General features: G+C 36.7%; 13 protein-coding genes. 6 read left to right on the top strand and 7 right to left on the bottom strand.

Going from position 1 to position 13603, the window contains the following annotated elements:
• Positions 1 to 17 precede the first annotated feature (17 nt).
• From mscL to PEPE_RS09355, 5 genes are all read right to left on the bottom strand, one after another.
• Positions 18 to 440, bottom strand: coding sequence for a large-conductance mechanosensitive channel protein MscL (gene mscL / locus PEPE_RS08805; RefSeq protein ID WP_002834294.1), 423 nt, complete (start codon positions 438 to 440; stop codon positions 18 to 20).
• Positions 441 to 644: 204 nt separating this feature from the next.
• Positions 645 to 908 carry a zinc ribbon domain-containing protein gene (locus tag PEPE_RS08800; protein ID WP_011673902.1) on the bottom strand — a complete coding sequence of 88 codons (264 nt, stop codon included), beginning with the start codon at positions 906 to 908 and terminating at the stop codon, positions 645 to 647.
• Positions 909 to 1338: 430 nt separating this feature from the next.
• A complete protein-coding gene (locus PEPE_RS08795) occupies positions 1339 to 3438 on the bottom strand; it encodes a cation:proton antiporter (RefSeq protein WP_011673901.1) in 2100 nt (699 codons plus the stop codon).
• A 110-nt stretch (positions 3439 to 3548) separates the two neighbouring features.
• Entirely contained in the window at positions 3549 to 4238 is a 690-nt protein-coding gene (locus PEPE_RS08790; protein WP_011673900.1) for a type 1 periplasmic-binding domain-containing protein, read from the bottom strand.
• A gap of 16 nt (positions 4239 to 4254) precedes the next feature.
• Positions 4255 to 4482, bottom strand: coding sequence for a LacI family DNA-binding transcriptional regulator (locus tag PEPE_RS09355; RefSeq protein WP_306106533.1), 228 nt, complete (start codon positions 4480 to 4482; stop codon positions 4255 to 4257).
• Positions 4483 to 4637: 155 nt separating this feature from the next.
• On the opposite strand from PEPE_RS09355, the gene PEPE_RS08785 reads away from it, so the two are divergent.
• A complete protein-coding gene (locus tag PEPE_RS08785) occupies positions 4638 to 4922 on the top strand; it encodes a hypothetical protein (RefSeq protein ID WP_011673899.1) in 285 nt (94 codons plus the stop codon).
• A gap of 78 nt (positions 4923 to 5000) precedes the next feature.
• Here the strand turns inward: PEPE_RS08785 and treC are convergent, their stop codons facing one another.
• Together treC and treR are read right to left on the bottom strand one after the other, a co-directional pair.
• Positions 5001 to 6647 carry an alpha,alpha-phosphotrehalase gene (treC, locus tag PEPE_RS08780; protein WP_011673898.1) on the bottom strand — a complete coding sequence of 549 codons (1647 nt, stop codon included), beginning with the start codon at positions 6645 to 6647 and terminating at the stop codon, positions 5001 to 5003.
• Positions 6648 to 6649: 2 nt separating this feature from the next.
• Positions 6650 to 7372: a trehalose operon repressor gene (gene treR, locus PEPE_RS08775; protein ID WP_011673897.1), complete on the bottom strand. Its 723-nt coding sequence runs from the start codon at positions 7370 to 7372 to the stop codon at positions 6650 to 6652.
• Between the two features lie 217 nt (positions 7373 to 7589).
• On the opposite strand from treR, the gene PEPE_RS08770 reads away from it, so the two are divergent.
• From PEPE_RS08770 to PEPE_RS08750, 5 genes are all read left to right on the top strand, one after another.
• The gene (locus tag PEPE_RS08770; RefSeq protein ID WP_011673896.1) at positions 7590 to 9563 is read left to right on the top strand and encodes a glucose PTS transporter subunit IIA; all 1974 of its coding nucleotides are present in this window, start codon (positions 7590 to 7592) and stop codon (positions 9561 to 9563) included.
• A gap of 31 nt (positions 9564 to 9594) precedes the next feature.
• The gene (locus tag PEPE_RS08765; protein ID WP_002834287.1) at positions 9595 to 10416 is read left to right on the top strand and encodes a Cof-type HAD-IIB family hydrolase; all 822 of its coding nucleotides are present in this window, start codon (positions 9595 to 9597) and stop codon (positions 10414 to 10416) included.
• A gap of 219 nt (positions 10417 to 10635) precedes the next feature.
• A complete protein-coding gene (locus tag PEPE_RS08760) occupies positions 10636 to 11958 on the top strand; it encodes an MFS transporter (protein ID WP_011673895.1) in 1323 nt (440 codons plus the stop codon).
• Between the two features lie 23 nt (positions 11959 to 11981).
• On the top strand, positions 11982 to 12581 hold the full coding sequence (locus PEPE_RS08755) for an NAD(P)H-binding protein (protein WP_171030518.1): 600 nt from the start codon (positions 11982 to 11984) through the stop codon (positions 12579 to 12581).
• 80 nt (positions 12582 to 12661) lie between these two features.
• Positions 12662 to 13543, top strand: coding sequence for a LysR family transcriptional regulator (locus PEPE_RS08750; protein WP_011673894.1), 882 nt, complete (start codon positions 12662 to 12664; stop codon positions 13541 to 13543).
• Positions 13544 to 13603 lie beyond the last annotated feature (60 nt).

The following is a 13603-nucleotide window of genomic DNA, read 5'->3' as shown; positions in this document are numbered from 1 at the left end:
AAGAAACGTTTTTTAGGTTATTTAGTTGAATCTTCTTTGTTTTTTAAGTTGGAAAGTAATTCAGGATTATTTACTAATGCATCGCGAATTTCTTTAAGGTAAATTTCACTATTTTCAATTGCTTCAGCTTCATCGTCTTCTTGTTCTTCTTTCTTAGGAAGAAACTTGTTGACTAATTTAACCAAAATAAAGACAACAAATGCAATGATTAAGAAGTTAATGACAGCATTGATAAAACTACCAAACTTGAAAGTAGCTCCGGCTACCTTAAGTACCCAATCTGAAAAATCAATTCCGCCGATAAATAAACCAATTAAAGGATTAATTAAATAATTAACTAATGATTTAACGATGGAAGTAAAAGCTCCACCAATAATAACACCGACAGCTAAATCAAGGACGTTTCCACGTGAAACAAATTCTTTAAATTCTTTAAGCAAATCAACCAACTCCTAGTTTTTTTTAGAGATTAATTCTCTGAATCCCTCTAACAGAATCGAACTGTTATCAAAACTTACCTAAGTGAGGGAACTGTAATTTGAAATAAGACCTTAACTTTATTTATGATATCATTTTTATTCACATTTAAAGTAGGCAAAATGCTCTTACAAATTTTGGTCAACCTTTAAAATGACTGAATTAATTTAGGATTCCCGCCAACGATCTAGTCGCTGAAGTCGAGATGGATAACAAATTAATAAAAATATTTTTTTGAATATATTCATTTTTGATTGTTTGATTTCTTTAATCCCTTTCGCCTTGATGTCATCAATAGTAAGGGTAGGGTCAGTGAAAGCTCCATCTTGATAACATGAAATGCAATAGTAATTTGATGAGTCACCGTTGGCTTTAGTGCCAGCATTTGTAGTAGTAAGTGGTCTTCCACAGCTTTGGCAAAATTTATTCATTACTTACACCTCTCTTTTATAACATCCGATAACTTAATTAGTAACATCAACTTCCCACTGAAAAGTAGCTAAACCCGATTTTGTACAACCATAATTATATATTAATTACTTATGGTTAGCATTAAAAATAAATTAAATCTGAATGCAGATAAAAATAAGATTATCCCGTTGAATTTGAAATTAAATTTTTATAAAAATGTACCTAGAAAAAAGTTAATAGGGGATTATTTTATGATAAATTATCATTTCCGAGTTACATTTTATAGCCATATGAAACATACGGGTATTAATCATGGTTTTGAATAGCACCTGCTAACATTCAAACTTAAAATGAAGTTCAAAATTTGTTTAAATTAATTTAATTCGAACTAAAACACCTCCTATGTGCTACTTATAAATAAGTAACGCGCAAGAGGTGTTTTTAAAATGCTTAAGATGTAATAATTTGAAGCTGTTGAGTACGTTGTAATTGTAGTGATTGAGCTTGATTAATCTCATCATAGAGCACAGTTGCCATTTCTGGGGTAATAACCCCACGGCTTACTCCACGTTGAATAAAGTTATATTCTTGCTGAAAGGCTTGAATGTATAAATCGCTACTTACAAAGACTGCCTGTTTATTATAATCATGACGAACCATTGAGCAGTATCGATTGATAGATCTACGAACGAGGTTAATATATTGGTTATTACTTTGTTTACGTAATAAGCGACCACGCAAAACATCGTCTAAGTATTTATCAGTAGAGTCGATCACTTCATTGTTGAGTTCCAAAAGAGCATCCCGAACGTCCAGACGTTGTTGGAATGTATCCGAAGGTTGAGCAGCCAACCATTTTTGACGAGCAACGGTACGTTGATGTTTGGTAATTTGCCCATTTTTGACGTGCCAGAGGGCGTGTTTGCAAAGACCTGATACCTTTTTAAAGTTCTTTTTAAATATATAATGTACTCGGTTAGCAAAGTGCTCCCGAGGATTAAAGTTAGGAGCTACAAAATTATTTAGAATTTTTTCATAGATATTAACAACTTCTAAACTATATTTAGCTGAAATTGAAGGTCCATGAATGTAAGTGACAATGAAGTCTTTGGTTTCAAACATTAACTCCTGATATTCATCAAAATCAATAATTTGGCCATTCAATGCCCCTTTTTGGGACTGCAACTGTTCCGTTAAAGCCTCACGAACCGCGTGATCATCGATGGTATCACGTAGTTGTAAAGTAGCATAATCCACCATCTTATTACGAACATGATCGATATCAGCGAGTGAATATTCCGTCGTTTTGACAGGAAGCATCAGCGGAAGACTGATAGCACTGACTAACATACTAATTAAAATTACTAGCGTGGCAATCACAATTAATTCTTCACGATAAGGGAAGGGATGACCACCGATTCTAGTAGGAAGTGAAAAGGCCATCGCCAAAGTCACGGTCCCATGCACACCACTAATTGCAAATATCCTTGACCATAGCTGATGCACGGATTTGTCATGTGGGCCTAAGAAATGGTCAGGATTGTCTGGATTTTCATGAACAGACCACCAGTAACGGATAGCTAGCATTGATAGATAAATCAGTAAACTAATACCAATTAATTGAGCAATCGTCATCGTTCCCATCTGGATAAAATCTTTCCAAACCATCGGTAAAGTCACTCCAAGGAATAAGAAAACGACGCTATTTAGGAAACTTGAGATAGTATTCCAGACGGTTGCTGAGGTAAGCTGAACTCGAGTTGAAGTTAAACGGAGGCGTTCAGATTCCCAATTATGAACCATTCCAGTAGCAACGACGGCTAGAATGCCAGAAGTTCCCAAATGTTCAGCTAAAAGATAGACGAGAAAAGGGGTCAACAGACTAATCGGAATGATGATAGTTTCCGGATTATTAGCGCGCATGTTTAAATTAACGCGAAGAGAAACAATTAAAAAGCCGGCAATAATTCCAATGATTACGCCACCAAGCGCGACAAAAATAAAATGTTCGACTCCGGTAATTGCTGAAAAAGTTCCATTTTGTAAAACAGATAAAGCTAAATCAAGGATTACCAGTCCAGTGGCATCGTTAAATAAGGATTCTAGTTCTAAAGCTTCATTAACATTTTCGGGCATGGCAGTTCCGCTGGTCATCGATTTAACAGCAACCGCATCGGTGGGAGTAACGATGGCTGCTAGGGCAATGGCCACTGGTAGCGTCCATTTGGTTTCAAAATTATTAGTTAAGATTCCAACAACTAAAGCGCTGGCGCCAGCTAAAACTACCGACAGAAAAAATACCACGCGAAAACGTTGGCGAATTCGATTGAAGGATTGTTTTTGACCATCTATAAACATGATAGGTGCAATAACCACTAACATAAAAAATTCTGGTCTTAATTCAAAATTATGAAATGCTGGGGTAAATGATAGGATTACTCCAACGATAATTAAAATAAATGCTTCGGGAATTCGAGGCACAAGTTGTTTAATAATATTAGATAAGATTACACCTGTTAAAAGTAGTGCAATTGTGTAAAATGTTTGCAAGGTTACTACCTAATCTCCTATGAATAAAATTTATAGAAGTCATTATAACAAAAAATGAGATGATGACTTCATCGTCTCATTTTACTACAGCATGTGATATTAGGATGACGTTATCTGATGATAAATTCTGACTCGATGGAAACCGATTTGATAGCGCCCGTAATAGCAAGTTCGCAAGCGGCTTGACCAATCATTTTTAGATGGTGATCAATCGTGGGGATTTTTAATAGACTTCCAGATATTTGATTTTCCTGTCCCATTAAGGCCGGCAACTCTAAATTATTATCTAGGTAGTATTGATAAATGCCAGCAATAATATCGTCGCTATTACCAAAAATGAAATCTGGCGTATCTCTTGCAATTAAATGAGCGGATTGGTAGCCATCATTGTAATTGTAGCAATCCGTATAGACTAAATTGGAGTCTGGGAAAGTTCCAAAAACTTTTTTGTAAGAGTGAAAAATAATTTTACTCGTGGCACTGTTTCCGTACGGACGACTTAAAATAATAGCAATTTTGCTATAGCCACCTTGTTTAACCCATTCGAACGCCTGTTGATAGGTACTTTCACGGAGCGTATAGGCAGCCGCAATGGGATTGCCCTGTGGATTTTCACAGCATACGATGGGGCCATATTTTTGATATTTGATTAATTCAGTTAGTGGCAATTTGCGAGATATAAAAATTAGCGCATCAAAGGCTTTTCGGTGAAGTTTTTCTAAATGTTTTTGTTCTAACTTTTCGTCATACTGAGATTCCAAAAAAAGAACATTATATTCAGCAGCAAAAGCTAAGTCCATAATTCCATGGGTTAACTCAGAAAAAAAAGGGATGACGCATATGAGGTACTACCACACCAATCGTAAACGTCTGGCCCTTACTCAGGTCACGAGCAATGGCATTGGGTACGTAGTCCATTTCGTCAATAATCCGTTTGATCTCCTTACTAGCTTTGTCAGAGACATAACCACTCTGATTGATAAAACGGGAAACGGTAGATGCTGAGTATCCAGATTTTTTAGCAATGGTTCTAATATTAGTCATTATTATCAAGTCCTATTTTAAATTCGATTAAGGTCCATACCCTCATTTTAAAGTATGAAACGCGTTCCACAACCAATATTTTAACTTAGCAATCTTAAGGCTTGCTATGGTACGCGTTTCATAGATTATGCTCTGTTTAAAGGAGGATGATTGATATGTATACGTATGTAGAAGTGACTTCAGAAGGTACCAGAGAGATTGGATATGCTCAAGTTAAGTTTAACGATGAAAAAATGATCTTAACTTTTTCAAATGGTTTAGGAATAACAAGAATGAAATTCAATTTAGACGATGTAGGATACGTTGCTGAGGGGCAATTTATCGGAGGTAACACTTTCACGTTAAATGCCGATGGTTATCGAATCACACTATACGAAGATGGTCTGGCCACTTCGGATTATTTGAGAAACTACTTTAAATATTTATTGGTGCAAGTATAAACATGAAATTAAAATTAATGCTAGATAATAAAAGTCCTTCAAGCTACTTAGTTAACTTGAAGGACTTATTTTATTGCACTAAATCAGAATTGCTATGGATTGATAAGGTTTCAATTTCAGCGTTGTTGTTAATTCAGGATTAGTCTCGTAGTTGTTAATCAAGATTTTAGCAGTTTCAGTGGTGTATTTACTAGGAATTGAGATGGTAGCATCATTTCCATAGAAGTTATTGAGAACCAACAAGCTTTGGTCTTGATAGGTACGAATATAAGCGAATACAGAAGGGTGATTAAGTTCAAAGGATTGATAATCTCCTTCAGAAATAATGGAGAATTCTCGGCGAAGTTGAATTAATTTTTGGTAATAAGCAAAAATTTCACCGTGTTCTAGTTCATTTGCAACGTTAATTTCAGTTTGCTTAGTTGGTTTTAACCAAGGTTGAACTTCAGAAAAGCCAGCATATTTGGAATCATCCCAATGCATAGGAACTCGACTATTATCGCGAGCTTTAGACTTCACGATTTCAAGTGCATCTTGAGGAGATTTATTTTCTTTCAAGAGTCGTTGATAAGCGTTTAAGGCTTCTACATCAACATATTCGTCAATGTTTTGGTAATCTGGATCGACCATGCCGATTTCTTCTCCCTGATAAATATAGGGCGTTCCACGAAGCAAATGCATCGTGGTGGCAAGCATTTCGGCAGACTTAGCTCGGTATTTACCAGAATCTCCAAAGCGATTTAAGGCCCAAGGCTGATCGTGATTATTCCAGAAGAGGGCGTTCCATCCATCACCTTCATCCATGCCCACTTGCCAAGTATTTATCGTCTTTTTAAGTGCAGCAAAGTCAAAAGGAACTTTCGTCCATTTTTGTCCGTGGTCGTAATCTACTTTTAAATGGTGGAAGGTGAAAGCCATGGTTAATTCATGTTCTTCCGGACGAGTATATTTCACACCATTTTCAACTGAAGCTGAAGAAAACTCTCCTACGGTAATTACTTCAGGGTCTTGAAGTGCAGCTTGATGCATTTCCTTAAGATAACTTTGAACGATAGGTGTATCGGTATACATAAATTTTGATTCTACGCCTTCAGGAGCGTCGGTTAACTCTACGTCCTTTCCAGTCACATTAATTACATCAAAGCGGAATCCCTTAACCCCCTTGGCATGCCAAAAATTAATGACCTTGAAAAGTTCTTGGCGAACTTCAGGGTTATGCCAGTCAAGATCGGCTTGATGCTCGTCGTATAAGTGTAAGAAATATTTACCGGTATCACCAAATTTAGCCCAAGCTGGTCCACCAAATTTAGAAGTCCAATTGTTGGGTAAATCACCATTTGGTTTAGGATCTCGAATGTAGAAGTATTTTTGATAGTGTTCGTCGCCAGCTAAGGCTTTTTGAAACCATTCATGCTCAGTAGAAATATGATTTAACACCATATCTAGCATAACTCCGACATGGATTTCCTTTAATTTACGGACTAATTCTTCAAAAGCTGACATCGTACCAAAGACAGGGTCAATTTCATAGAAATTGGCAATGTCATAACCATTATCGTATTGAGGAGAAACGAAAAAAGGATTGAACCAAATCATATCGATATTCAACTTATCAATATAAGGAATTTTTTTGATAATTCCTTGTAAATCTCCAATGCCATCGTTGTTAGAATCATAGAATGATTTGGGATAAATTTGGTAAATAACCTTATTTTTAAAATTCATAGTTAGTGTCCTTTCAATTTTTGTCTTCTAGCAAAATCAACAAAACTAAATTTATCAGCTCGATGAATAGATTCGGTAAATTGGAACAACGTGGTGTCATTGAGATAAGTCATACTTCGAATTACTACGACGTCTTTGTGTGGTGGAATTTTTAATAATTGACGTTGGCGTTCAGTAGGCTCTTCGACCGTGATGGTTTTAGTAGCATAGCTAATATCCAGTCCAAGTTGGTCTTCGAAATATTCATACAGAGAATTTTCAGCAGCCATTTTTGGAATATCATTAACTACCTTTGAGAGTACGTAATCTATATCAATAATGATGGGTTCATCATTAATGGTTCTTAAACGTTCAATATAAGTAGCTTCTAACTCACTATTTTGATCGAGACCAAAATCCTTGGTAGGCACCAAACGAGGCTCTAATGTAAGTACTTTTGTAGTTGAATGCATATTTTGTGATTGATTGAGCTCTTTGAACGATTTGATACCGGAAACTGGGAAAACAAATCTAGAAACATCGAGGACGATTGATCCTTTGCCTTTAATTTTTTGAATGTAGCCCAGTTCTAGCAAGAGCACCAAAGCTTTTCGAACAGTTTCACGTGAAGTTCCATATAGGTCGCAAAGTTCGTTTTCACTAGGTAAATAAGAACCGGCAGGATAGATACCATGAATAATTTTATTGGCAATATCTTGTTTTATTAAATCGTATTTACTTTCCATACAAGAGCTACCCCTTTCTTAGAAACGCTTACATTTTAACATGATGTAACTAGTATATACAAGGTAATATAATTTATTATTTATCAATAACCTGTAATTAAAGGCGCTATCTTTATTGTTGACATCTTGTATATACAAGTTTATGATAAAAGCATGTTAAATAGCAAGCGCTTACAAATATATTGAAATTATATTAGAGCATGTGAGGAATAATCTTATGAAAAAAACAAATGATAATCTCATAGTTGTAGCACCAGCAAGTGGTAAGGTGATTCCACTTGAACAAGTAGAAGACCAAGTTTTTGCCCAAAAAATGATGGGGGAAGGTTTTGGGTTAGAACCTACTAACGGTAATCTAGTTGCTCCTGTGGCTGGGACAGTAATGATGGTAGCTGATAGTAAGCACGCAATTGGTATTAAAACTGATAGTGGTGTCGAAATATTGCTACATCTCGGAATTGATACCGTAGAACTAAAGGGCACCCCATATGATCTTAAAGTTCAAGTTGGCGATCATGTAGAAGCAGGAAGTAGCCTAGGAACTTGGGACTTAGATTTAGTGCGTAATAATGGCAAGCAAACTACTATAATCTTTGCAATCACTAATAGCAGTGAAGTGTTAGAGCAGTTGGAAATTGAAGCTGATACAGTTGAAGTAGGAAAAAATGTTGCAAATCTAAAATTAAAAACGGTTTCAGAAAAAGTGGAGCGTTCTAAAAGTAATGAAGGTAATCGCTTTGAAAAAACAGCTCAAAAAGTAATTGATGCAGTGGGCGGACCCGACAATATCAATAGTGTGATTCACTGTATTTCTCGTTTACGCTTTTATTTGAAGGATATTAATAAACCCGATGATGATATTATTCGAAATGACGACCATGTTATTGATATTATGCGTGCTCAAGGTCAATACCAAGTAGTGATTGGTCCAGATGTAGTCGATGTTTATGACGCAGTTATTGACCAATTAGGGACAGAATTTGGGGATGAAGAAGGAACCGAACAAGCCGTTAAAGCTACGCAACCACAAGGCCCTGATAACCGGAATTTCCTAGAAAAAACAAAAGATGGATTTAATAATTTTATTGGTGTAATTACTGGTTCGATGAGCCCAGTGATTTGGTCATTGGCGGCAGCTGGTATTCTCAAGGGATTATTATCAGTCTTAACGATGCCACAGATTGGGGAACTACTAAGTCCTAAAAGTAATTTATACATCATATTAAATGCCATTGGCGATTCAGTTTTCTTCTTCCTCCCAATTTTAGTAGGATTTTCTGCGGCAAAACGCATTGGTGGAGATCCAATCATCGCAGCCGTAATTGGTGGGGTATTGGTACATCCTACGCTAACTCCGTTGGCTGGAAAATCGTTAGGGATGTTGGGTGGATTTAACTTCCCAATGGTCCAATATTCATACTCGATTTTCCCGATGATTTTAGCTGCTTGGTTGGCATTTAAAATTGAAAATTATTTGAAGAAACATTTACCAAGTTATCTAACCATGATTTTTGTTCCATTTATTACAATTCTGATTGTTAGTGGAATTACGATTTATATTACTGGCCCAGTCATTGTCGGCATTTCTAAATGGATTGCGGTAATGATTTCATGGGTACTGGTTCATAGTGGATGGGCATCAGGAATTCTAGTAGGTGGTTTCCATCAAGTATTGGTAATCTTTGGTTTGCATTGGGGAATTACTCCATTGGTAGTTAATGACATAGCTACCACGGGACACAGTTACTTAAATGCTTTGATTTGCCAAACCATGATTTCACAAGGTGCAGCTGTTTTAGCCGTGGCGATTAAGACTAAGAAAACTAACTTAAAGAGTTTATCATTTGCGGCTGCCATTTCAGCCTTTTGTGGAGTTACTGAACCCGCTATTTACGGGGTTAACCTCCGCTATAGAAGGGTCTTCATTTCTGGATTGATTGGTTCAGCATTTGGTGGATTTATAACCGGGTTGTTCCATGGTAATATGTACGGATTTGCCGGTTCATGGATTGGTTTTGCATCCTTCTTTAATCCAAGCAATCCGTCTGATTTAAGCAGCTTCTGGATTTTCTTGATTTCCTCAGTTGTATCTACCATTATTGCCTTTATTGCAGCATACGTTTGGGGCTACAATGACAAAATGGAAGTTGGTAAAAAGGTTGAAAAACCAATTAACCCTAGTAAAAAATAATTTGTAAAAAGCTAATATGTAGGAGGCCACCATGGGTATTCAATTAATTGCAAGTGATATCGACGGAACTTTTCTAAATGATCAACAGGATTTTGACCATCAACGTTTTCAAGCTCAGTTAGACAAACTTAATGAACGAAAAATTAAATTTGTAGTAGCGAGTGGAAATCAGATGGCTCATTGTCAGGAAGTATTTGCTGGCATTAAGGGTGACTTAACCTTTGTTGCCGAAGATGGTGCCCTTACGATTGAACAAGGGAAAATTTTAGACGATAATCCGCTAAAACCGGCTTTATTACACGACACAATTGAGTACTTATTGACGACTCCGATGTTTAAAGGCGTTGAGCTGATTCTGTCGAGCCAACATCGTGCATTTACTAATATGAAAATGGATAATCCGGAATGGCCCGTTAGCTCGTATTTTTACAGCCAATTAACCCCAGTGGATCACTTTAAAGACATTAAAGATCCAATTTATAAGATTGATGCCCATTGGGTTGATATTGATAATGTGCGTGAACAAGCCGCACTGTTAAAAACCGCTTTAGGGGATAGCTTGGGAAGTGTGATGAGTGGCTTCAATGGAATTGACATTACGATGCCCCATGTTACTAAAGCGTATGGACTTCAGCAATTACAAAATCGTTGGAAAGTTTCGATGGATGAAACGATGGCTTTTGGTGATACCCAAAATGACGAAGCCATGTTGCATCATGCGCGACTAGGCTATGCAATGAAAAACGCAGAACAAGAAGCACTGGACGCCACCGAATTGGTTACACCATTGGATAACAACGATAGTGGAGTGATGGACATGATTGATCGGGTGCTCCGCGGTGAAATTGAATAATTGATAGATTGTTCTTGGTTTATGGACCGCTACTAGGATGGAATGCAATTTTCCATATAGTAGTGGTTTTTTGTATGGAAATGGGTTTCAGGTTTACGTGGGATAACCCTGATTATCCATAAGAAAAACTTATGAAAATTGGTAAGAATCGAAATTGGTTAAGAATGGGGGAGCTTGTAGAATAATTACATAATAAAAATTTGGATGCGGGTGATAGGAATGAACAAACAGAAATTTGGTATGATTTTACCAATTATTTTAATTAGTTATTTTATGATTCTTTTGGATAATTCAATTGTTTTTACAAGTACGGTAAAGATTGCAGCAGACTTGAGTTTGTCGGCTTCGGAATTATCGTGGGTAACTAATGCATATGCATTAACCTTTGGTGGATTATTAATGATTGGTGGACGGTCAGGAGATATTTTTGGTCGAAGAAATGTCTTTTTAATCGGGTTGGTAATCTTTAGTATAGGATCCTTATTGGTTGGTTTATCAACTAATGGTTTAATGATTATCGCCATGCGAGCCTTACAAGGAATTGGATCGGCAATTCTTGCTCCAACCACTTTAGCTTTGTTAATGGATAGTTATCGAGATCAGATGAGAACCAGAGCGATTGTATATTATGGTGCTACTGGTGGATTAGGTGCCAGCATTGGATTAGTTGTTGGTGGATTGATTGCTAGTTACGCTAGTTGGCGCTGGGGCTTCTTACTTAACGTGCCCGTAGGGATACTGATGATTGTGTTAACACTCAAATATATTCCAGCAAGTAAAAAGGTAGAAGGAAAATTAGATTGGTTAGGTTCGATTTTGTCAGTCTTAGGAATTACTGCCCTTGTTTATGGAATTAATGGAGCTAGTCATCCGGTACCCATGGTTATGACCGGGATTTTACTTTTGGTTTTATTTGTATGGCAAGAAAAAGTTTCTAAGCACCCGGTTACACCATTAAAACTATTTAAAGATCGAGAAAGAAGTAGTGCTTATATTGCAAGGTTCTTTTTCTTAGGTGCAATGATTTCATACTTCTTCTTAACGCCACAAGCGATGCAACAGGTTTATCACTTTACGCCATTAATGGCAGCGGTAGGATTCTTACCAGAAACACTACCTCAATTTGTTTTTGCTACATTGGTATCACGGTTAAACGAAAAGTTTACTAATACTCAGATTTTAATTGCTGGAACGGTAATTACCTTAGCTGGATTGGTTTTCGCCGCTGTGATAGGGATACAAGCAGGATATTGGTGGTCAGTAGCTATTCCAATGGTGATTATTGGTATAGGTCAAGGATTTACATTGAGCCCTCTAACCGTAGCCGGAGTAGCAAATACGGATAAGGAAATTGCCGGATCGGCTTCAGGTGTAGTAAATATGGTTCATCAAATTGGTAGTTCAGTGGGACTTTCAATTATCACCGCGCTGACAGCTAATTTAATTAGCCCAGTATTATCATATGACCACGCTATCATCATTATGGCCGTATTTATGTTGATTTCAGTCGGAGCTACTTTAAATATCGGTCTTAAAAAATAAGTGATTTTATAAAGAGAGGGATTATCATGAACGTATTAATTATTGGCGCAACAGGAACGATTGGAAATGCAGTAAGACAAACTTTATTAAGTGAAACAGATGCAAATTTAACCCTTTTTGCTCGAAGTGCCAACCGATTAAAACCCGGTAGTCGTGAAAAAGTGGTGGCTGGTGATGTAAACCAAGCCCATGATTTAGACCAGGCGATGAAAAAGCAAGACGTCGTATTTGTAGCACTTAGTGGTAATTTAGGAACATATGCTGAAAATATTGTATCAGCAATGAAACGTAATCAAATTGACCGCTTGCTATTTATTACCTCGATGGGAATCTATAATGAGATTCCGGCAACAATTGGAAGCAATGGGAATTTAGAATATAATTCGGTCCTAAGTTCATATCGACAAGCAGCTGATGTTGTTGAAGCTTCAGATTTGAATTACACCGTAATTCGTCCAGGTTGGTTTACTAGTGGTCCAGTAGATTACGAAGTTACATTAAAAGGAGAACCGTTCGGAGGACATGATGTTTCGGTTAGTTCAATTGCTGATCTTGTAAAACGACTCACTTTTGATGCTACCTTGTATTCACGGGATAGTGTCGGAATTAACACCCCTCAATGATTATATTTAAGGAAGAGTTGAAATTTATTTCAGCTCTTTTTGTTTTATAATGAGGTAAATCCATGAAGTGAGGTAAACTAATGTTTCAACAAATGCAGTATTTTATTGATGTGGTCGATGCACACAGTTTTACCCAAGCAGCTGCTGACGATAATATTTCTCAATCGGCTATTTCCCAACAAATTAAAGAACTTGAAAATAATCTAGGAGTTTTATTGTTGAAACGTCAGGGTCGGAGCTTCGAAATTACCCCAGCTGGACAGTACTTTTATCAGCATAGTAGGGATGTTTTAGGACAGGTTAAAAAAATTGTTAAAGATACCGTTAGAATTGCCAATGATAACGAACCTGAATTAAGAGTTGGATATTTGAAAAGTTTTGGAACAACGGAGTTCTTACAAACCGTTGCTGAATTTTCTAAATCTTACCCAGAAGTAAAAATTAAAATCAATAATGGAACGCATGAACAATTGTATGATTGGTTGCGTGAAGAAAAAATTGATCTGGCTTTTTCTGATCAACGGCGAGCCCCTTCCAATGAATATGTAAATGATTTTTTGACAGAAAGTGGATTGATGGTTGCAGTAAGTCAAACGGGGGAATTTAGCCACGCAGAGCAAATTGATGTGGCTGATTTAGCTGACTTGCCATGTATTTTAATTACCGATTCAAAGCAACAACTGGCAGAGGAAACATATTATCAAGAAATTTTAGGTGTTAAAGGTGGTTTTCGATTAGTTGCTAACTACGATGAAGCCCAGATGCTGATTGCAGCTAATCAAGGATATTTAATTGTTAATCAGCGAACCCAAAACCTACTCGATAGTGGAATCATTCAAACCGTACCTTTGCACAATGGTGGGCATGAATTGACTCAGAAGTATTATATGTACTGGAAAGTCGATAATTCAGGGTTTTATATTGAAACTTTTGCCGAAATGTTTGAGCATCATTTTAAATAAGTTTTACTTATTTAATAGAGTTAAGATTAGAATAGCTCGGCTCCTTAATTATAGATACCA

This window comes from Pediococcus pentosaceus ATCC 25745, from assembly GCF_000014505.1.
Lineage (GTDB): Bacteria > Bacillota > Bacilli > Lactobacillales > Lactobacillaceae > Pediococcus > Pediococcus pentosaceus.
This window is presented reverse-complemented; position numbering and strand designations above follow the sequence as displayed.